The organism is [Pseudopropionibacterium] massiliense (genome assembly GCF_900607225.1).
Classification (GTDB): domain Bacteria; phylum Actinomycetota; class Actinomycetes; order Propionibacteriales; family Propionibacteriaceae; genus Arachnia; species Arachnia massiliensis.
On record NZ_LR027842.1, the window covers coordinates 2,720,851 to 2,741,250 of the forward strand.

20 protein-coding genes are annotated in these 20,400 nt (G+C 67.9%); 7 read left to right on the top strand and 13 right to left on the bottom strand.

Annotated features, from left to right (window positions below; genetic code table 11):
• The first annotated feature begins 199 nt into the window (after positions 1 to 199).
• A complete protein-coding gene (locus tag E0E39_RS12115) occupies positions 200 to 757 on the top strand; it encodes an NAD(P)H-dependent oxidoreductase (protein WP_130874972.1) in 558 nt (185 codons plus the stop codon).
• A gap of 109 nt (positions 758 to 866) precedes the next feature.
• Here E0E39_RS12115 and E0E39_RS12120 read toward each other — a convergent pair whose 3' ends face one another.
• Both E0E39_RS12120 and E0E39_RS12125 read right to left on the bottom strand, forming a co-directional pair.
• The gene (locus E0E39_RS12120) at positions 867 to 1,712 is read right to left on the bottom strand and encodes an SDH family Clp fold serine proteinase (protein WP_342770214.1); all 846 of its coding nucleotides are present in this window, start codon (positions 1,710 to 1,712) and stop codon (positions 867 to 869) included.
• Positions 1,713 to 1,895 carry a hypothetical protein gene (locus tag E0E39_RS12125; RefSeq protein WP_130874974.1) on the bottom strand — a complete coding sequence of 61 codons (183 nt, stop codon included), beginning with the start codon at positions 1,893 to 1,895 and terminating at the stop codon, positions 1,713 to 1,715.
• Positions 1,896 to 2,182: 287 nt separating this feature from the next.
• Between E0E39_RS12125 and pstS the strand changes: the two genes are divergently transcribed.
• From pstS to pstB, 4 genes are read left to right on the top strand one after another with little or no spacing between them, the layout of a single operon-like run.
• Positions 2,183 to 3,286, top strand: coding sequence for a phosphate ABC transporter substrate-binding protein PstS (pstS, locus tag E0E39_RS12130; RefSeq protein WP_165444775.1), 1,104 nt, complete (start codon positions 2,183 to 2,185; stop codon positions 3,284 to 3,286).
• Complete coding sequence (pstC, locus tag E0E39_RS12135; protein ID WP_130874976.1) at positions 3,283 to 4,281, top strand: phosphate ABC transporter permease subunit PstC; 999 nt, start codon at positions 3,283 to 3,285, stop codon at positions 4,279 to 4,281. Before pstS ends, pstC begins: the two co-directional genes overlap by 4 nt.
• On the top strand, positions 4,281 to 5,444 hold the full coding sequence (gene pstA, locus E0E39_RS16685) for a phosphate ABC transporter permease PstA (protein WP_342770200.1): 1,164 nt from the start codon (positions 4,281 to 4,283) through the stop codon (positions 5,442 to 5,444). Before pstC ends, pstA begins: the two co-directional genes overlap by 1 nt.
• A 31-nt stretch (positions 5,445 to 5,475) precedes the next feature.
• Positions 5,476 to 6,252 carry a phosphate ABC transporter ATP-binding protein PstB gene (gene pstB / locus E0E39_RS12145; protein ID WP_130874977.1) on the top strand — a complete coding sequence of 259 codons (777 nt, stop codon included), beginning with the start codon at positions 5,476 to 5,478 and terminating at the stop codon, positions 6,250 to 6,252.
• A gap of 93 nt (positions 6,253 to 6,345) precedes the next feature.
• Here pstB and E0E39_RS12150 read toward each other — a convergent pair whose 3' ends face one another.
• Together E0E39_RS12150 and E0E39_RS12155 are read right to left on the bottom strand one after the other, a co-directional pair.
• Positions 6,346 to 7,992, bottom strand: coding sequence for an NAD-dependent malic enzyme (locus E0E39_RS12150; protein ID WP_130874978.1), 1,647 nt, complete (start codon positions 7,990 to 7,992; stop codon positions 6,346 to 6,348).
• A 229-nt stretch (positions 7,993 to 8,221) separates the two neighbouring features.
• Positions 8,222 to 9,631, bottom strand: a complete 1,410-nt coding sequence (locus tag E0E39_RS12155; protein WP_130874979.1) for a mycothione reductase — start codon at positions 9,629 to 9,631, stop codon at positions 8,222 to 8,224.
• Positions 9,632 to 9,994: 363 nt separating this feature from the next.
• Here E0E39_RS12155 and E0E39_RS12160 point away from each other — a divergent pair, with 363 nt between their 5' ends.
• Positions 9,995 to 10,753 carry an SDR family NAD(P)-dependent oxidoreductase gene (locus E0E39_RS12160; protein ID WP_130874980.1) on the top strand — a complete coding sequence of 253 codons (759 nt, stop codon included), beginning with the start codon at positions 9,995 to 9,997 and terminating at the stop codon, positions 10,751 to 10,753.
• Positions 10,754 to 10,777: 24 nt separating this feature from the next.
• On the opposite strand, the gene E0E39_RS12165 is transcribed toward E0E39_RS12160, so the two are convergent.
• The 9 genes from E0E39_RS12165 to E0E39_RS12205 form a co-directional block, all read right to left on the bottom strand.
• On the bottom strand, positions 10,778 to 12,226 hold the full coding sequence (locus E0E39_RS12165; protein WP_130874981.1) for a GerMN domain-containing protein: 1,449 nt from the start codon (positions 12,224 to 12,226) through the stop codon (positions 10,778 to 10,780).
• A 145-nt stretch (positions 12,227 to 12,371) separates the two neighbouring features.
• A complete protein-coding gene (locus E0E39_RS12170) occupies positions 12,372 to 13,028 on the bottom strand; it encodes a histidine phosphatase family protein (protein ID WP_130875719.1) in 657 nt (218 codons plus the stop codon).
• Complete coding sequence (locus E0E39_RS12175; RefSeq protein WP_130874982.1) at positions 13,028 to 14,608, bottom strand: bifunctional uroporphyrinogen-III C-methyltransferase/uroporphyrinogen-III synthase; 1,581 nt, start codon at positions 14,606 to 14,608, stop codon at positions 13,028 to 13,030. The genes E0E39_RS12170 and E0E39_RS12175 overlap by 1 nt, the downstream gene beginning before the upstream one ends.
• 53 nt (positions 14,609 to 14,661) lie before the next feature.
• A complete protein-coding gene (locus E0E39_RS12180) occupies positions 14,662 to 14,763 on the bottom strand; it encodes a 30S ribosomal protein bS22 (RefSeq protein WP_042842924.1) in 102 nt (33 codons plus the stop codon).
• Positions 14,764 to 15,054: 291 nt separating this feature from the next.
• Positions 15,055 to 15,837 (bottom strand): pyrroline-5-carboxylate reductase, encoded by a 783-nt coding sequence (proC, locus tag E0E39_RS12185; RefSeq protein ID WP_130874983.1) that lies wholly within the window; start codon positions 15,835 to 15,837, stop codon positions 15,055 to 15,057.
• On the bottom strand, positions 15,834 to 16,862 hold the full coding sequence (locus tag E0E39_RS12190) for an aspartate-semialdehyde dehydrogenase (protein WP_130875720.1): 1,029 nt from the start codon (positions 16,860 to 16,862) through the stop codon (positions 15,834 to 15,836). Before E0E39_RS12190 ends, proC begins: the two co-directional genes overlap by 4 nt.
• Before the next feature lie 56 nt (positions 16,863 to 16,918).
• On the bottom strand, positions 16,919 to 17,689 hold the full coding sequence (locus E0E39_RS12195; RefSeq protein ID WP_130875721.1) for a CPBP family intramembrane glutamic endopeptidase: 771 nt from the start codon (positions 17,687 to 17,689) through the stop codon (positions 16,919 to 16,921).
• 88 nt (positions 17,690 to 17,777) lie between these two features.
• Positions 17,778 to 18,686, bottom strand: coding sequence for a proline dehydrogenase family protein (locus E0E39_RS12200; RefSeq protein WP_130874984.1), 909 nt, complete (start codon positions 18,684 to 18,686; stop codon positions 17,778 to 17,780).
• A gap of 1 nt (position 18,687) precedes the next feature.
• Entirely contained in the window at positions 18,688 to 19,497 is an 810-nt protein-coding gene (locus E0E39_RS12205) for a sugar phosphate isomerase/epimerase family protein (protein ID WP_130874985.1), read from the bottom strand.
• Between the two features lie 185 nt (positions 19,498 to 19,682).
• Between E0E39_RS12205 and E0E39_RS12210 the strand changes: the two genes are divergently transcribed.
• Positions 19,683 to 20,321, top strand: a complete 639-nt coding sequence (locus E0E39_RS12210; protein WP_130874986.1) for a VOC family protein — start codon at positions 19,683 to 19,685, stop codon at positions 20,319 to 20,321.
• Positions 20,322 to 20,400 lie beyond the last annotated feature (79 nt).

A 20,400-nucleotide genomic window follows, 5' to 3' on the forward strand; every position in this document is an offset into this window, starting at 1 on the left:
ACGCCCCTCATCGAGGTGTCCCATCGGTTGCGGCGCCCACAACACGACCTGCCCTGCGAGGAATCCGCTGATTCCGGTCACCGCGCACTACACTTGCGGGGTCATCCACGCGAACCGGGGAGACCTTCCCCGGCACCGGCCCGGAACAGCGGCCGCTGGCCGCACGGTTTCCCACCGGTTCTTCTCCAAGGAGTCCCCCATGCACACCACGGTCCTGCTCTTCCACCCCAACCTGGCCGCCTCCCGGGTCAATGCCCGGCTCGCGCAGGCGGCCCGCGGCGCGGGAAGCGGCGACAACCCCGTCGAGGTCCGCGACATGTACGCCCTCTACCCGGACTTCCACGTCGACGTCGCGGCCGAGCAGGCCGCCTGCGAGGCCACCGACCGGATCGTCCTGCAGTTCCCCATGTACTGGTACTCCTCCCCGGCCCTGCTCAAGCAGTGGCAGGACGACGTCCTCACCTACGGCTGGGCCTACGGTTCCACCGGGAAGGCCCTCCACGGCAAGGAAATCGCCCTCGCGGTCTCCCCCGGGGCGCCGGCCTCCAGCTACGACCACAGCGGCGACGCCCACTACGAACTGCACGAGCTGCTGCGCCCCTTCCAGGCCATGAGCAACATGGTCGGGACCCGTTTCGTCACGCCCTTCATCACCGCCGGCACCCTCACCTTGAGCGACGAGGACCTTGAGAAGCAGGCCGAGTCCTACACCGCCTGGCTCACCTCCGAGCAGCCGGCACTCGACCTTTTCGGCTGAGAGGTCGCGCCGAAGGTCCCACCACCTGCCCGCCCTCGGCTCTGCTGGCCCTGTTGGCGTTTGCCTGCGCTGTGAAGCCAGCGAACCTCAACAGGGACAGCCAACCGGATCAACCGGGGTGCGAGGCGTGAATGCCCTCGTAGATGGCCTTCTGCCCGGCCGGCCAGCACCCTTCGGAGAAATATTGCGTCCAGAGTTCCCAGATGAGCCGCCACTCCTGGCTGTTCACATCGGCGCGCTCTGCCGGAAGACCGTATCCCTTCGCATGGTCGACGGAGATCACAGCGGAATGGCTGGATGGTGCATCTATGAGCGGCTCCTTGAGCCTTGCCGCCAAGACGTCAACCTCCTCCTGAGTTCTCACCTGCGCGGACAAGGCCTCACGCATCAGAGCTTCGGAGCGGGACAGAGCGGCCTTGGCCTGTTCCACCATGAGCATGTTGACATCGGCCAACAACAAAGCGAACAGTGGGAACGACCCGGGATTGACCCGGATTCGCTCTTCGGCCTCCCCGATTGCCGCGACGATTTCCTTCGCGCTCGCCGTGGTACGTCGCCCGTCCTCTCCCGGAAAAATCATCTGCGGGTCTATCGGTCCCAGGTCGCCTCCCGGACCCATGAGGATGTGATGGGCGCCAAGGCAGAGGATTGTGGCCGCGCTCTTGGCCATGTCAGGTACGACCACTGTGAGTTCCTTGCACCGCTGCTGCATTGAACGCACCATGCGCAGCGCCGTCTCCCCGTCGCCTCCCGGTGAGGACAGGAGAAGGTGCAGATCCTTTTGAGGGTCGCAGTCGAAGAGAAGTTCCTCAAGAACCGTCATGTTCGTGGGCGTGATCTGGTCGATGACGACGATGAGCTTGGCTCCGGTGATCTGCTGGTACTCCCCTATGAGTGCCTGCCGTTTGTGCCGACCCGAATGCTCAGCCTGAAACAGTGGGGGTGCGCAATGCAGTCAGATCCTTCCCACCACAGGTCGGAAACTCTTGGGTTTATCCCTGCGAAGCTTCGCACCCATGCGGCGGGCGTCCATCGCGGTTCGTACCTGCTCGTCCCACCGGGGCTGTTCCTCACCATTTCCGGGAACGGGTTGGGGTTCGCTGAGGGCTTGGAGGTTTTCCAGTGCTTCCTTGGTCATGGCGCTTCCGTTCTTCCGCGTACCACCATGGTACCGATCACCCCCGATACGCGATGCCGGCAGATCAATGCCCCGGTTCCTCCCGGACGCCGACCAGATCTCCGTGCGCTGGTCCTTCCGTCGTCCGCCTGTCCAAGCGTCAAACGCCAGCGCTACAGCGCAGGCAGTTGTCCGGAAGGCCAGCGAATCGGGCCTGGTCGGATCGGACGGTGCTCCAATCCAGCGTTCACCAGGCGTTAACCCAGGTGTAGGTGTGCCGTCATCTTGCGTGTCTAGCTTCGTCGAACGTGAGGTTTCGTGACCTGAAGTTGCGCCTGACCGCGACGCTGGGTTGCAGCACCCTGCTGCTGGCCGGCTGCTGGAGCGGAGGCGTCGCCGTTCACCCCGTCGCCACGGGGGAAACAGGTTCCCACCGACCCGACTGCCCGGGCGGGACGCTCCGGGGGGAGGGGGCCAGTTCGCAGCGAACCGCGATGGAAAAACTGATCCAGGAATACACCGCGGCCTGCCCCGGAACCGTCATCGACTACACCACATCCGGTTCCGGCGCCGGGGTGAAGGCGTTCTTCGGCGGCGCCGTCGACCTGGCCGGTTCCGACTCCCCGCTCAGCCGCAAGGAACGCGACGGGGTGATCGAGACCGACAGGGCGGAGAAACGCTGCCGGGGAAACACCGCCCTGAATCTTCCGATGGTTCTCGGTCCCATCGCCGTCGCCCACAACGTCGAGGGTGTTCCGGACCTGAACCTGACCGCCGAACTGATCGCACGGATCTTCACCGGCGACATCACCCGCTGGAACGATCCCGCGATAGCGGCGGCCAATCCCGGGGTTTCCCTTCCCGACGCCGGGATCGCGGTGTTCCACCGGGCCGACGAATCCGGCACCACCGAGAACTTCACGAAATACCTGGCCAAAACCGTCGGCGGCACCTGGGGTCACGACGCTTCGAAGAAGTGGCCCGCCACCCGGGGCGAGGGCAAGGAGAAGACCGCGGGTGTCGCGGACGCCGTCGCCGGCACCCGCAACTCCATCACCTACCTGGAGTGGGGCGCCGCCCTGGAACGCGATCTGAAACTCGCCCGCATCGACGGGGTGGAGTTGTCGGGGAAAACGGCCAGCCGCGCCGTCGCCGACGCCGAGGTGGAGACCGACGACGACGGCCTCCGTCTGGACATCGACTACGCCCCTGGCGGCGACGCCTACCCGGTGATCATGGCCACCTACGAGGTCGTGTGCTCGGCGGGAGGTTCCAACCCGGAACTGCTGCGCGACTTCCTTGGACTGTTCGCCTCCGAGGACGCGCAGACCTCCCTCGAGGAACTCGGCTACGCGCCCCTGCCCGTCGAGCTGCGGGAGAAGGTGAACCGGAGCATTTCCGGGATCCGATGAGCAACGACGAACACTTCCCGCCCGGAAACGGAAGACCTGATCTCCCGACCACCCCCGATGCCCTGGCCGGCCGGGGTCGCAGGAGCATCCACCTCGGCGACCTGCTGTTCGGCGGCTCCGCGCGGGCCTCCGGCGTCGTCATCGTCGTGGTGGTGCTCGTCATCGGCGTGTTCCTGCTCGGCAACGCCTGGCAGCCGCTGCTGGGCAACACCGCGAACTTCTTCACATCCACCACCTTCGACTCCTCCTCCCGGCCCCCGCACTTCGGTATCGCGGCGCTGCTGTGGACCACGGTGCTGTCGTCGCTGATCGCGCTGCTGGTCGCGGTACCGGTGGCGATCGGGATCGCGCTGCTGCTGACCCAGTACGTGGGGGGACGCGTCTCCCGGTGGATCGGGTTCGTCATCGACCTGCTGGCGGCGGTACCGTCGGTGATCTTCGGGCTGTGGGGCATCAAGGTGCTCGGCCCGGCCCTGCAACCCGTCGCGCACTGGGTGCAGGCCCACCTGGGCTGGTTCCCGTTGCTCGGCAGCACCCAGGTGACCTCCCCCGGCACGGTGTTCACGGCGTCGCTGGTGCTGGCGCTGATGATCCTGCCGATCATCACGGCCGTCACCCGCGACGTGTTCGCACAGACTCCCCGGGAACAGATCGAGGCGGCCCTGGCGCTCGGCGCAACCCGCTGGGAGACGATCCGCATGGCGGTGCTGCCCTACGGGCGTTCCGGCGCCACCGCGGCAGCCATGCTGGGGCTGGGCCGGGCGCTGGGTGAGACGATCGCGGTGATGCTGATCCTGTCGGCCAGTTCCTTCGACGTGTCGGTTTTCAGCGGCGGCGAAACCTTCGCCTCCGTCATCGCCCGCAACGCCGCCGAGTTCGACACCACCTACAAGGCCGGGATCTACATCTCCGCCGGCCTGGTCCTGTTCGTCCTGACGTTCGCGGTCAACGCCCTGGCGCGCGTCGTCGCCGAACGCGGAAAGGCGAAATCCTGATGTCCACCCCGTTGTCCCCCGGCTCCCTGAACCTGCAACGCCCCACCGGGTGGCGGGCCGTGAAGAACAACCTGGCGACGGGTTTCGTGTGGCTCTCCGTGGCCGCCGCCACCATCCCGCTGCTGTGGATCCTGGTCTCGGTGGCGGTCAAGGGCGCGCCGCTGCTCTACAGCGTCGGCGCCGACTATCACGTGATCTGCATGGACCGCTCCGAGAAGGTGCGACTCGCCGCCGACGCGTGCGGGGGCGACGTGAACACCGACCCCCCGGACGAGACCGTCGAGTGGCGTTACGTCCCGGGCGGGCGTTACGTCGCGGTCGGTGAGAAGGTGAACACCTACCGCACCCGCACCACCGCGCCCGTCTCCCCCGACCCCGCACGGCCCCACGACATCGTCATGATCACCGACACCGGTTCGGGGGACGCCCGCACGCCATCGTTGCAGTGGTGGACTACACCACTCGGGTCGGCGCAGGCCACCGACGCCAGGGGCGGGGCCCTCCAGGCCATCTACGGCACCCTGATGCTCGGTCTGCTGACCGCGGTGATCGCGGTGCCGCTCGGGATGCTGGGCGCGATCTTCCTCGTCGAGTACGGGCGGGGAACGAAGGCGGCCCGGGTGGTGTCGTTCATGGTCGACGTCCTCACGGGCGTGCCCTCGATCGTCGCGGCCCTGTTCATCTACGCCCTGCTGATCACCACCTTCGAGCAGAGACCCTCGCCCTTCGCGACGGTGCTGGCACTGGTGTTGCTGATGCTCCCGATGGTGCTCAGATCCACCGAGGAGATGCTGAAGCTGGTCCCCGATTCGCTGCGGGAGGCCTCCTACGCGCTGGGGGTGCCGAAATGGAAGACGATCCTGCGGATCGTGGTGCCGACCTCCTACAGCGGCATCCTGACCGGCGTGGTGCTGGGCATCGCCCGGGTGATGGGTGAGACGGCGCCGCTGCTGATCCTGATCGGCTACACCCAGAACCTGTTCCTCGACCCGTTCGGGAACTCGATGGGGGCGCTGCCCACCATGATCAACTCGGGAATCTCCGTGCCGGAGGGCCAGCCGGGCGCCGACCGGGTGTGGGCGGCCGCCCTGACCCTGGTGCTGATCGTGATGGTGCTGAACCTGATCGCCCGGCGCATCGCCCGCCGCAACAGGCTCACGTGACCGCCACACGACCCGAAGGGATACTGGATCCATGTCGAAGCGCATCGAGGTGAAGGACCTCAACATCTACTACGGCAAGTTCCACGCCGTCTCGGACGTGAACCTGGTGGTGGAACCGCGCAGCGTGACGGCCTTCATCGGACCGTCGGGGTGCGGCAAGTCGACGGTGTTGCGCACCCTCAACCGGATGCACGAGGTCATTCCCGGCGCCCGCTGCACCGGTGAGGTGCTGCTGGACGGCACCGACCTGTACGGCCCCGGTGTCGACCCGGTGGCGGTGCGACGGGTGGTCGGGATGGTGTTCCAGCGACCCAACCCGTTCCCGTCGATGTCGATCTACGAGAACGTCGCCTCCGGGTTGCGGCTCAACGGGGAGAAGAACCGTACGGTGCTGGACGAGGCCGTCGAGAAGGCGCTGCGGGGAGCGAACCTGTGGAAGGAGGTCAAGGACCGCCTCGGCAAGGCCGGGGTGGGGCTCTCCGGTGGCCAGCAGCAGCGGCTGTGCATCGCCCGGGCCATCGCGGTACAGCCCGACGTGCTGCTGATGGACGAACCCTGCTCGGCCCTCGACCCGATCTCCACCCTCGCCGTGGAGGACCTCATCCACGAACTCAAGGAGCACTACACCGTCGTCATCGTCACCCACAACATGCAGCAGGCGGCGCGGGTCTCCGACGAGACGGCCTTCTTCAACCTGAAGGCCCAGGGCGAACCGGGTCACCTGGTGGAGATAGGACCGACGGAACGCATCTTCCACAACCCGGAGAAGAAGGCCACGGAGGACTACATCACCGGTCGCTTCGGGTGATACCGGCGCAGATCCCGGTTGCGCAGCACTCAACTCGATTTTCCGGCCGGTTCGGCCTTCTTTTCCGGTTGAGTGCTGCACAACCGGGAAAGTTCACTCCACAGGACCGTAGACCGGTTCCCACATGGCGTCCTTGACGGCCCCGGCGAGGTCGTCGTGGGTCCGGGATGCGACCCCGTCGGTCCCGGCGCGTCGCGCGACCGCCTCCGCGACGATCGCCGACGACATCCGCAGGTCGCGCACCGGCGGCAGCAGCGCAGCGCCCCGCGGCAGCGGATCCACCTGGGAGGCGACGGCCTCGGCGGCGGCCAGCAGCATACCGTCGGTGACCTCCCCCGCCCCCGAGACGACCACCCCGAGGCCGAGCCCCGGGTACAGCAGCGCGTTGTTGCCCTGCCCGATGGTGTAGGTGACGCCGCCGTGTTCCACGTCCTCCACCGGGATGCCGGCCGCCACCAGGGCCCTGCCGCCGGACCAGGCGATCACGTCGGCGGGCATGACCTCGATGCGTTCGGTCGGGTTCGACAGCGGCAGCACGATGGGGCGCTCCACCCCCGCGCACAGGGTTTCTATGACGTCCCGGGTGAAGGCGCCGTGGTCGGTGGAGGTGCCGATCAGGATGGTGGGCCTGGTCCGCCGCACCACCTCCAGCAGCCCGATTCCGCGGGTCCCGCGCTCCCAGTCCGCGACCTCCGCGGCGGGACGGGCGTAGGCCTGCTGGTAGTCGGGCAGGTCCGGCATGTCGTCGGTGACCAGGCCGTTGCGGTCGATCAGCCAGATCCGCGACCTCGCCTCGGCATCGCTCAGCCCGTCGCGGACCATTCCCGCGTGGATCTGGTCGGCCATGCCGGTGCCCGCGGTCCCCGCGCCGTAGACCACGAGCCGCTGGTCAGCGAAACCCGTTCCCGTCACCTTCATGCCCGAGATCACGGCCGCGGTGACGATGGCGCCCGTGCCTTGCATGTCGTCGTTGAAGATCCGGTAGGTGCCGCGGTACCGCTCCAGGATGCGGCGGGCGTTCGACGGCCCGAAGTCCTCGAAGTGCAGCAACGCCTGCGGGAACAGTTCTGAGGCCGCCCTCAGGTATTCGGCGATGAAGGCGTCGTAGCGCTCCCCCCGGATCCGTGGGTGCCGGTTACCGAGATAGGCGGGGTCGTCGAGGAGTTGTTGGTTGTCGGTGCCGCAGTCGAGGTTGACGGCGATGGCGCGTGCCGGGTAGATGCCCGCGGCGGCGGTGTAGACGGCGAGTTTCCCGACGGAGATGTCGGTGCCGTTGACACCCCAGTCGCCGATGCCCAGGATCTCCTCGGCATCGGAGCAGACCACCAGGTCCACGTCCGTCGCCCCCAGCCCCAGCGACTCGAAGGAGACCCGGATGTCCTCGGGCCGGTCGATGCTGAGGTAGATGGCCCGGGAGCGGCGGTAGTCGCGTGACCATTTCTTGATGGCCTCCCCCACCGTCGGGTCGTAGACGACGGGCAGCAGCTCCTGGAGGTGGTCGACCAGCAGCCGGTAGTAGAGCACCTCGTTGCGGTTGTGCAGCTGGCCGAGGAAGATGTAGCGGGCCAGGTCGGTGGGGTGGGAACGCAACTGGCTGTAGGCGCGGTCGGCCTGCTCACCGAGGGTTTCCACCGCCGACGGCAGCCTGCCGATCAGTCCCAGCTCTCGTCGCTGCTCCAGGGTGAAGGCCGTGCCGCGGTTGGTGAGCGGGTTGGTCATGATGGCGGGTTTGTCGGACATGGGTTCCTCCTAGGCGTGTCTCCCGACCCTATAGAAGGATCCTGTGACCGGACGGGGTCCTGCTCCGGGGCTCCCCGTCGTTTTGCTGGCCTTGATCTCGTTTTGCTGGGCTTTTTCACGTTTGCCTGCGCTGTGAGGCCAGCAAACGACAACAGGTCCAGCAAAACAGCATTGGGGCCAGCAAACTGGGCTCAAGGCCAGCGAACCAGATCGGTCAGGGAGCACGGTTTCAGGCGTCGAGTTCCTTCGGCCGGGGTGCTTTGAGCAGGCCGAGGAGGGCGTTCTCCAGCACCTCGGTCAGCGCGGGATGGATCCAGTACTGGCCGCGGGCCAGTTCCTGCACCGTCTGACCGAAGCTCATGGCCTGGATCATCGGCTGGATCAGGGTGGCGGCCTGGGGGCCGATGATGTGGGCGCCGAGGAGATGCCAGGTGCGCGGGTCGGCCAGCAGCTTCACGAAGTGTCCCTCGTCCTCCAGCGCCCAGCCGAACGCGACATCCGCGTAGCGCTGCGTGAACGCCACGTAGGGGGTGCCCCATTCGTGCAGCTGCTCCTCGGTGGCGCCGACGGCGGCGATCTGCGGATCGGTGAACACGGCGTGGGGGATGTAGCGGTGGTCGGTGGCCGCCAGTTCGCCTCCGTCGATGAGGAGGTTCGCGGCGACGGTGCGGGCCTCCGCGTTCGCAACGTGTTTGAGCAGCCGGTCCGAGGACACGTCGCCGAGCGCCCAGATGTGGGGCTGGCTGGTGCGCTGGTGCTTGTCGACGCGAATCTGCCCGCCCGCCCCCACCTTGACCCCGGCGGCGGCCAGGTTGAGGAAGTCGGAGTTGCGGATGCGGCCCGTGGCCACCAGCACCGCGTCGGCCAGGTACTCGTACTCGACGCCGTTGCGGTCGGTGGTGATGACCAGCACCTCGCCGTCGGGCCCGGTGGCGACCTCGGAGATGCTCTGGTTGAGGATCAGGTTGACCAGTTTGGCGTGTTCCTGCTTGAACTCCTCGGAGATCTCCCGGTCCTCGCCGCGCAGCAGCACCTCGGATCGGTTGATCTGGGTCACCTGCGACCCGAGCCCCGCGAAGATCTGCGCGAACTCGCAGGCCACGAACCCGCCCCCGAGCACGACGAGCCGCCGGGGCAGCTCGTCCATGCGCATCACGTCGTCGGAGGTGTGGAACCTGGACCGCAGCTCCTCCGGGATCTCCACCGGCAGCGGCCGGGGCCTCGACCCGGTGGCGATGACGATCTGATCGGCGCTGATCTGCACGTCACCGACCAGGAGGGTGTGCTCGTCGACGAAGCTGGCGTGGCCCTCGAACAGGGTCACCCCACCCCCCTTGCGACGCCACTCGCGTCCGGCCCGCGAGATCGGGTCGATGCGACCGAAGACGCGGTCCCGGATGGCGGGCCAGTCGGCGCCCTTGAACTCCAGGTCCACCCCGAGCCGGGCGGCATGCCCGGGCGTGCGGGCGTTCTCGGAGGCCACCACGAACATCTTGGTGGGGATGCAGCCCCGGTTCAGGCAGGTGCCACCGAAGACCGGGTCGTCCTCGATCAGGGCGACGTCCAGGTGGGAGAAGCGCTCGTCGATGATGGAGTTGCCCGAACCGGATCCGATCACGGCAATGTCGAAATGCTGCATGGCTCCATCTTGTCATGCGCCACCGAACCCGCCTTCCCCGAAACCGGTTGAGCCGGGCTGCGAGGAACGAGCAGCCCGAGTCGAAACCACCCGCAGCCGAACAGCAGACCCGACCCCAGTCCCCGAACACGCACGAGGTTTCGACACGCCCAGCTCGCAGAGCGAGCAGGTCGGCTCAACCAGCTTGGGGCACACGACCCACTCGCTGACGCTCGCAGGCCGGCTCCAACCACCATCGACACGACCGGCTCAACCGGCCTTGGGATAAGGAATCGCGGACCGGCTCAGGTATTCTCGGCCCCCTGATTGGCAATGGCGTTGCGCAACTGGGGCATCCAGTATTTGAACGCCTAAACTTCCCCCATGACAGGTTGGGCAGTTGTGACGGGGGCCTCGGGTGGGCTCGGGGCCGGTTTTGCGCGGGAACTCGCGAGGCAGGGGGCGAACCTGATCCTGGTGGCCCGCAGCACCGACAAGCTGGAGACGCTCGCATCCGAGTTGCGCTCCGCGCATCGCGTCCAGGTGGAGACCTGGCCCTGCGACCTCACCAATCGCGGTGCCCGGGCCGTGCTGGCCGCCGACCTGGCCTCCCGCGAGGTCCACACCCTGGTCAACAACGCGGGTTTCGGGTCGATCGGCGACTTCACCGACCTGCCACCGGAGCGCATCGCCGCCGAGGTGGAGCTGAACGTGGTGGCCCTGACCGAACTGACCCGCGTCGCCCTGCCGGGCATGAAGCAGCGGGGCCGCGGGGCGGTCATCAACATCGCCAGCACCGGCGCTTTCCAGCCGATCCCGGGTTTCTCCACCTACGCTGCGACGAAGGCCTACGTGCTGCGTCTGTCGATCGGGTTGTGGGCGGAGCTGCACGACAGCGGCGTGCGGGTGTTGGCCGTGTGTCCCGGCCCCACCGAGACCGGTTTCTTCTCCAACGCCGGCAACGACCAGGTGATGCAGCAGCGCCGCAGCGTCGATCAGGTGGTGGACAGCGCTTTCCGGGCGCTGCGACGTCACCGCCCCTACGTCGTCGACGGGGTGGGCAACACGATCCTGGCCGAGGCCACCCGTCTGATGCCCGCCCGCTGGACATCCAGGGTGGCCGGCTGGGTCGCCTCCCACTGAAGAGGCAACTACCGGACCGCGCAATCACTCGACGGTGATGCTGCGGGTCTCCTGCGAGACCTGCTGGTTTCCCGCCTCGTCGGTCCATGTGGTTTCCACCCGCACCAGGTAGCTTCCGGCCGCCAGGGTCAGCGACACCGACCACGCGCGCCAGCCGTCGGCGCCCGTCACCACCTCGGTCTGGGCGTCCTGCGAGGCCAGCAGGGTGTCGTTGGAGTCGGTGATGAGCACCCGGGGCTGCCCCGCATCCGGTTGCACCACGCCGGAGAAGGTCACGGCCCCCGCGGCCAGTCGCACGCCGTTTCCGGGGGTGTCGATCCACAACTTCGCCAGCGACGCCAGCCCCTGCATCTGGTGCTCGCCCGCGAACGCGGCCGGTGGGGCCTCTCCGTTCGCCGTGAATCGAACCTTCAGGTCCGGGACGTCGAGGACCTCGTGGACCGCATGGACGACCTGGCCGATGGCCTGCTGCGCGATCCCGTCGTCAGTGCCCTCGGGGAAGGCGTCCGCGGGCAGGTTGATGGTCACCACCGCCCCGTCACGGCTGACGCCGATGACCCCCCCGGGATTCCAGGCGGACCTGTAGTCGGGGTCGAGGGGGGCCACCGCCAGGATGGCGTTCACGACCGTCGAGACCATGTCCCCGGACGCCGCCAGGTTGCGGAATTCCCGGTGCAGCTTCCCGTCCTGCCGGCCGACGTAGTACACCGGGACCGCCTGCACCTGCGCAGGCAGCACTCGCACCTGCGGTGAAACGGATTGCTGCGACTCGACGAGGGTCGGCACGGTTGTCGACTGGTGGGTGCGCCCGAACAACCACGTCGCGGAGATCACCAGCAACAGGACCAGCAGCACCACCAGCACGGCAAGCAGCAGCGGAACCCCGGGCGCCCGTGCTCCTTTGAGGGATCGCAGTTCCGCCTCCAGGGTCTCGGTCCCCGGGGACTGGACCAGTCGCGCGGCGGAGCGCAGCGCGGCCGTCAGTTCCTGCGACAGCGACTCGATCACCCCGGGCAGGCTGACCGGTTCCGGTTCGCCGACGGCCCGGCGCAGCGCGTCGAGAGCTTCCTCGAGTCGCTGGTTGCAGCCCCGCACCGTCATCCGCATGATCCCGGCCAGCTCCGGTCCGAAAACGGAGAGATAGTGGGAGACCAGCAGGATCTCTGCCAGCCGGATGGGCAGGGCGAGAACGGCGCGGCGGATCTCCTCCTGCCGCGGATCGGCGATCTTCAGCAGCTCCAGCGTTCCGCTCTGTCCGCGCACGGAACGCGCCTGGTGCACCACCTGTTCCGCCAGGTATTCCACCCGGGCCGACGGGTCGACGATCCTGTTGGAACGTTTCGCCAGCCCCAGCAGCGAGGTGCGCAGGATGTGACCCGACTCGGATTCGGCACCGAGCATCACGGCCAGCCGGTGCATCGTCGGTCCCTGTTCCTCGAACAGGTCGATCAGCCACGTGGAGGTGTCGGACAAGGGACGTCACTTCCGCCCGTGCCCGATGGGGCACGTGGTGCAGGATTCCCTCACGTCGGCTCCTTCCGGGAGTTGGGAAAACAAGCCACCATTGTGCACTCCCATCCCCCAGAGCTGACAAGGGGCCTCGGCATGCGCCGCATGGTCAGGTCCCGACCCGGAATCGCCGCCCCCGTTTGGGAGGCAGCAGGTCCTTCGCGGGCTCCGCGTAGTCGACGGCGGTGACGAAACCGTCACAGAAGGTGAAGGAGGTCACGGAGGCCAGGGTGCAGCGGCGGCGACGCGGATCGTGGACCAACGGCCTGCCCTCGGCGTCGCGGCGGACCATCTCGATGGGAAGCTGATGGCTGACCACCAGTGCCTGCCCGCCCGGCCCGGCCGCGGCGGAGGCATCAACCAGTGCGGCCCGCATCCGCGCCGCGATCTCCCGGTAGGGCTCACCCCAGCTGGGGCGCAGCGGATTCAACACGTACCGGATCATGCGCACGTCGCGCAGGGCCTTGTTGTCGGCGCCGAAAACCTTGCCCTCGAAGGCGTTGGCCGCCTCGGTGACGCGTTCGTCGATGACCACGTCGAGCTGCGGGAACAGCTCGGCGGTGGGCGCGAGGGTTTCCCGGGCCCGTTGCAGCGGTGAACAGCGCAGGTGCGTCAACGGCACACCGTCCCAGTGGTCGGCGAGCCGGGCGGCCATCTCGTGGCCGAGTTCCGAGAGCCCGAAACCGGGCAGCCTCCCGTACAGCACCCCTTCGGGGTTGTGTACCTGCCCGTGCCGCATCAGGTGAACCACCGTCGGCTGCTGCATCACGACCCCCGGTTCGGGTCCTTGCGACGTCGACGCCGCCGCTGGGAGGGTTTCGTGTCCGGCAGTCCCTGCGCCAAGCGGGTGGCGCGACGTTCGTCCGCGAACCTCGCCAGGCCGACGGCAACCGACTCGAAGCTCGGGGAGTCCGCGATGACGTCCACCCTGAGGCCGTGCATCTCGCAGGTCGCCGCGGTGGCCTTTCCAATGGCGGCAATGATGGACGTCACGTGGGGTTTGCCTGCGATACCGATCATGTTGCGCACCGCCGACGACGACGTGAACACCACCGCGTCGAACAACCCGGTCTTGATGCGATCCCTGATCTCGGCGGGTGGCGGGGCGGCCCGCACCGTGCGGTAGGCGGTGACCTCCTCGACCTCCCAGCCGAGGTTCGTCAATCCCTGCACCAGGTCTGCCACGGACACGTCGGCGGTCGGTACGAGCACCCGGGCCATGGGGTCGATCAGGTCGTCGTAGGCGGGGAACTCCAACGCCAGGTCGTGGGCGGTGTCCCCGTCCGAGGGTGTCAGGTCGGGGGTGAGGCCGACACGACCGAGCGCCTCCACCGTGCCGCGGCCGACCGCCGCCAGGTGGATGCCGGAGAGGGCACGCGAATCCAGGCCGTACTCCGCGAGTCGTTCGACGATGGCCCGCACCGCGTGCTGGGAGGTGAAGACCACCCACAGGAAACGCCCGTCGACGATGCCGCGAACCGCCTTCTCCATGGCCTGTTCCGTGCGGGGCGGTTCGATGGACATCGTCGCCACCACCTCGGTGGAGGCCCCGAAACGGGTCAGGTGGTCGGTCAGCTCCGTGACCTCGTCCTTCGTGCGCGGCACGAGAACGCTCCAGTCGAACAGCGGTTTGGACTCGAACCAGTCGACGCGGGCACGCGCGACATCACCGATGCCGGGCCCGAACAGCAGGAAGCGCGACCCACCGCAGGGGTCGGATCCGAGCTCACCCCATGTGGTGAGGCGGGTCTTCTGGGATGTGCCGCCGAGCCCTGTCAGTTCTAGCACCTCGGCGGCCTCCCCGTAGACCTCACGGGCCTCGGCGACCACCTGGGCGATCGTCTCGTCGGTGGCGCGGATCACCACGGTGCCGCGTCTGGGCCATCCGTCCTTGCCGGGTAGTCCGACGGAGGTGTCGCAGAAACCCATCACCGAGGTGGGGGCGACGGCACCGTAGGTCAGGGCCGCGTTCCAGGTCGTGATCCCGGGAATCAGGTGGGTGCGGATGCGTTTGCCGTCCAGGAGCCGCCGCAGAACGTCCACGTGCCCGGCCTCGGTGAAGAAATCCCCCTCGACGAGCCTCACGACGGAACGGCCGTCGGTGACGGCCGCCACCAGCTGGGCCACCTCGTCGGCCTCGACCAGGACGACCTCGCCCAGCGGCTCGATGCCGACCGAGGCGAGTTCCTCCACCATGGCCGGGGAGTCGACCACGAGAAGATCGGCACCTGCCACCTCGCGGCTGCCCGCATAGGTGATGAGCCCGGGGTCCCCGGGGCCGAAACCGACAAATGTGACCGCGCCCATGGGCGTCCCGATCGGCTCCGTCTCCTCGGTGTGGATCACGCACAGACTCCTGCAGGGTTGGCCCGCACCGCCTCGGGCGGGCGGGGATCAGCTCACTTGCCGGCGCGGCGACGCTGAATGCGCGTACGCTTCAGCAACTTGCGGTGCTTCTTCTTGGCCATGCGCTTGCGGCGCTTCTTGATGACAGAGCCCACTGTTCGCCTTTCAGTAACCGCTCCGGAAGCGGGGTACAGGGAAATGCCGGGACGATCCCGGCAGGTTCCTTATCGTAACGTGCGACGCCACCGGGGCGCCAACCGTTGCTCACACGCCCGGTGAGACGCGGGCACGGCCGAGGGTCACGGGCCTCACCCCGCGGCGATCTCGCGGGCGACCCTGCAGTCATGGCCGCGTTTCTTCCAGTCGTCGAAACGGTTCGGGTTCCTGACCTTGATGTTTCCCGTGCCGGTGCCGCGGGCCACCAGCCGGGGCTGGTCCTTGCTCGCTCAGAGTTCCGAGCTGCGGCGGGCGCAGGCCTCGACGGCGGCGAGGAAGGCGGCCCGCACGGCGCGTTCGTCGAGAACCCGCAGCGCGGCTGCCGTGGTGCCGGCCGGGGACGTGACCCGTTCCCGCAGCTCGGTGGCCGAGGCGTCCACCTCCTCCAGCATGGCCGCGGCCCCGGCGAAGGTGCCGTTGACCAGTGTCGTCGCGATGTCCCGCCCGAGGCCCTGGTGGACCCCGGCCTCGATCATCGCCTCCGCGATCAGGAACAGGTAGGCCGGGCCGGAGCCGGAGATCGCCGTGAGCGCATCGAACTGGTTCTCCGGCAGTTCCACGCAGATCCCGACGGCCCCCATCATTCCGGCCACCCTGGCGGTCTGCTCCGGGGCGACGGTGGGTCCGGCCGCGAGACCCGCGACCCCCCTGCCGACCAGCGCGGGTGTGTTGGGCATGACCCGGATCACCGGCTGCCCCTCGGGCAACGCCTCGGCCAGCCGCGCCAGGGTCACGCCGGCGGCCACGGAGACGACCACGGCGCTCGGCCCCAGATGAGGTGCGATGTCGGCCAGCACCTGGGCGACGCAGTGGGGTTTGACGGCCACCACGACCACCTCGGCCACGCTCACCCCGGACACCTCGACGGAACGCACCCCGCGGCGTTCCCGCAGCCCCGCCAGGCGGTCGGTGTCCTGGTCGACGGCGACGATCTCGTCGGGTGAGGTGCCCGCGGCGATCCAGCCCGCCATGAGCGCCTCCCCCATGGCCCCTGCCCCGATGACGGCGATCATCGGACCAGCAGCTCCGCGACCTGGATGGCGTTGAGCGCGGCCCCCTTGCGGAGGTTGTCGTTGCTGACGAACAGCACCAGACCGGTCCCGTCCTCGACGCTCTGGTCCTGCCGGATGCGACCCACGTAGCTGGGGTCCTTGCCCGCGGCCTCCAGGGGGGTGGGGACCTCCGACAACTCGACGCCGGGGGCGCCGGTCAGCACGGAACGGGCCTCGTCGGGGGTGATGGGGCGGGAGAACCGGGCGTGGATGCTGAGGGAGTGCCCCGTGAAGACGGGCACACGCACGCAGGTGCCCGCCACCAGCAGCCCGGGGATGTGGAGGATCTTGCGCGACTCGTTGCGCAGTTTCTTCTCCTCGTCGGTCTCGCCCTCACCGTCGTCGACGAAGGAACCCGCCTGGGGAAGGGCGTTGAAGGCGATGGGTTTGACGTAGGGGCCGAGGTCGTCGGGCACGAGGAGGGAGCCGTCGTGGACCAGCACTTGCGGGTCGTCGATCCGCCGGATCTGTTCCGCCAGGGTGCGCACCCCGGAGATCCCGGATCCCGAGACGGCCTGGAAGGTGGCGATCTGCAGGGCTTCGAGGCCCGCCGCGTCGTGGAGGGGTTTCAGCACGGGCATGGCGGCCATGGTGGTGCAGTTGGGGTTGGCGATGATGCCCAGCTCCGCCTTGTCGACGTCCTCCGGGTTGACCTGGGAGACGATCAACGGCACGCGCGGATCCATCCGCCAAGCCGAGGAGTTGTCGATGACGGTGGCTCCGGCCCGGGCGACCTCCGGGGCCCACCGCTTCGAGGTACCGCCGCCCGCGGAGAACAGGGCCACGTCGATGCCGCGGAAGTCGGCCTCGGCGATGTCCTCCACCACGACCTCGCGATCCGTCCAGGGCAGGACCTTGCCCGCGGAACGCTCGGAGGCGAAGTAGCGGATCCCGTCGACGGGGTAGTTCCGCTCCGCCAGCAACTTGCGCATCACGCCGCCGACCTGACCGGTGGCTCCAAAAACTCCAACTCGCATGGGCCCAATCCTAGAAGAACAACCAGTACCGGTCGCGCGGAATACCCACCGCCGGACGGGTTCCCTCACAGCCAGGGAATGTGGGGTTTGAGGAGGGCGTAGCCGACGAAGGCGACGATGTCGAGGAGGGAGTGCACCACCACCAGCGGCATCACCCGCCTGGTCCTGAGGTAGAGCCAGCCGAACAGCAGACCCATGACGACGTTTCCGACGAACCCCCCGAAGCCCTGGTAGAGGTGGTAGGCGCCGCGTATCAGGGCGCTGCCGACGAGCACGGCGGCGACCCCACCGCCGGACTGGCGCCAGCGGGTGAACAGGTAGCCCACCATCACCACCTCCTCCAGGACGGCGTTCTTGACGGCGAACAGCAGCAGCACCGGCACGGTCCACCAGGCGGCGGTCAGGTTCGCGGGCGAGACGGAGGTGTTGTATCCCAGCTCGCGGGAGGCGTAGTACAGCACCAGACCGCCGGCCCCGATGCCGACGAACACCGCCGACCCAATGCCGAGATCGAAACCGGGTCGCCGCAGGTCGAAACCCATGGCACGGAATGGACCGCCGTGGGGTCGTTGGTACACCCACAGCAGGTACAGCACCAGGGCGACCGGCACCAGCGGGAACACCAGGTTCGCCACCTGGTAGGCCAGGTCCAGCCACGGCCGGTCGGGGGTTTTCGACGTGTTGATGGAGGTGGTCTGCCGGTTGAGCGCCACCTCCTGGGTGAGCTTGTTGATCAGCGACAGCAACGCGTAGACGGCCGACTGCCCCAGCGAGATTCCCAGCACCACCAGCATCTCGACGCGCAGCCGTCGCCGCGCCTCCGGGTCCGGATTCATCACCGGATCAGTCTAGGCCCCGTTCCGAAAGTCATCCCCGGCCGCGGCGACGCAGCAGGTCGGCTCGGCTTCAGGGGAAACCCGGGCCTCAGCGTTTGTCGAGGAGAGCGCGGGCGTAGCTGAACAGGATGCGCGGGCGGGCGGCCATGCGGGTGGCGAGGTAGCCGTACCAGCCGGGACCGAACGGGATGTAGGTGCGGCACCGCAGCCCGATGTCTGCCAGCCGCCGCTGCTCCAGGGGCCGCACCCCGTGGAACATCTGGTACTCGAAGGTCTCGGGTCCGCGCCCGTTGCGTCTCGCCAGTTCCTGGGCCAGCTCGATGATCCGGGGATCGTGGGTGGCGGGCATCGGGTAGGCCCGGGACTCCATGAGGATTCGCAGGCAGCGCACCAGGGCTAGGGCCTTGTCCTGCTCGGTGATGTGGGCGAGTGCATGCCCCGCGGGGTAGGAGCCGACGCACAACCGTACTCTGGCCCCTTCGGCCCCGAGCCGTCTGCACTCCGTCTCCACCCGTAGGAGGTTCGCGGGCAGGGTGATCCCGAGCATTGGATGATCCTCGCGGACCGTTCGGTACAGCTCCATCACGTCGTCATAGTCGGCGGGCCACTGCATCTCCAGGGTCGCGTGCGCGCCGCGGCTCTCGACCGTCTCACACAGTTCCGCCAAGGCTTTCCGTGCCTGTCTGCGCGATCCCTTCATCCCCAGGGCCGACGGTTTCACCGCGACCTCGGATCCTTCCGAGATGTCCTGCAGGCGTTCCAGGAGCTCGCTGATCACCGCGTGGGTGTCCTCCCCGGGTTCGTGACCCGACAGGTAGGAAAATCCGAGCTTCAGCCCCTGTCTGCGCAACTTCACCCCGGTCTCGACGGCGGCGCCGACCTCTCGTCCGGCCACGTAGTTGCTGGCCAGGTCCCAGACCCCGGGGTCCCGGGCGGCGCGACGCGCCACCCACGATCCGAGAACGAGCCACCGAATCCAGTCTCCCGAGCGTCGCATCTCAGCCCTTCCTAGCCGCTTCCCCCACCCCCGACTTCAGGTTCTCCCGGGTTTTCTCCAGCATCGAGCGCAGCAGCTCGGCCCGCTCTCCCCCCGTTCTGGCCCGGCGGGTGGAGACCTCCAGCACGATGTGCCCCTCGAAACCACGCCGCCCCAGCTCACGCACCACCGCCCAGGCCTCCTGGTCGCCCTCTCCGGGAAGCAGGTGGTCGTCCTTGAACGAGCCCTTCCCATCGGTCAGGTGGACGTGGGCCAGCCGGTCGCCCCACCGCTCCACCAGGTCGAGGGATCGCAGCCGGGCTGTCGAGGCGTGACTGAGGTCGAGGGTGAGGTGGTCGTAATCGAGGTTCGTCGGGTCCCAGTCCGGCAGATAGGCGGTGAACGAACCCGCTGGGGTGCGCCACGGGTACATGTTCTCGACCGCGAAGGTCACCCCCGATGTGCGGTTCAACTCCCGGATGCCCCGGACGAACCCTTCGCCATAGTCACGCTGCCACCGGAAAGGGGGATGCACCACGACGATGTCGGCGCCGATTCGCTCTGCCGCCTCTGCCGAGCGCCGCAGTTTCTCCCACGGGTCACTGCTCCAGGCCCGTTGGGTGATCAGCAGGGTCGGTGCGTGCAGGGACCTCACCGGCACCTCGTAGCGGTCACTGATCCCCGCGATGGCCTCCATGTCCAAGCTGATCTGGTCGACCCCGACCATCAGCTCCACCCCGTCGAATCCCGCCTCGGCCGCGAAATCAAATGCGCTGGACGTGGAATCGGGATAGACCGATGTGGTTGAAAGCAATATCGATGGGTCGGGCACGGCCCCACCCTAGCGCCGTCCACAGACCACACGGTATGCGCAGAGCAAATCTCGGGAAATCTCACCGCGCTTTCGCCCATGACGTCGCACCCACCGGACGGCGCCGAGGCCAGGGCACGGGATCGTCACGACGTGTCGCACCATCCGATTGGGACATGGCACATCGTAAAAGGCAGAATGAGAACATGCGCGTCGATCACATCATCTTTGCCAGCGGACCGCAGGGCATCAAGGCCGATGTCGCCTGCTTGGCCGAACAGCTGGGCGTTGATTTCAAGGAAGGTGGTTTCCACCCCCGGTTCGGAACCCGGAATTGCATCATTCCCCTCACGCATTCCCGCTACCTGGAGGTTGTGGAGGTCCTCGACCACCCCGCGGCCGAGAAGGCTCCGTTCGGGCAGGCGGTGCGGGCCCGTTCCGAGATGGGCGGCGGCTGGCTGGGTTGGGCCGTCAGCGTCGATGACATCGCGCCTTTCGAGGAACGCCTGGAACGTGCTGCGGTGCCCGGTTCCCGCCAGTTTCCCGACGGCCGCATCCTCGAGTGGCGCCAACTCGGGATCAAGGGTTTGATGGCCGACCCCCAGCTTCCGTTCTTCCTGCAATGGGTTTCGAATGCGCGATTGCGCCCAACCGCGCTGGGGTCCACGCTGCGGTTGACCGAGATCCAGATCTCCGGTTCCGCGGACCGTCTGTCCGAGTGGCTCGGGATCCCCGTGAGCGACTCACTCGACGGGGTTCATCTGGACCTGATCGCCCCCAACGGACATCCGGGAATCACCCAGGTGACCTTCGAGTCACCGACGAAGGGCACCGTGGTCATCTGACCGAGACCGGTTGAGCCGGCTTCGGTGGGATCCGCGCTCCTTCCCCTGTTGTTCGCCCCGCCTGGGTGGTGTCACGTAG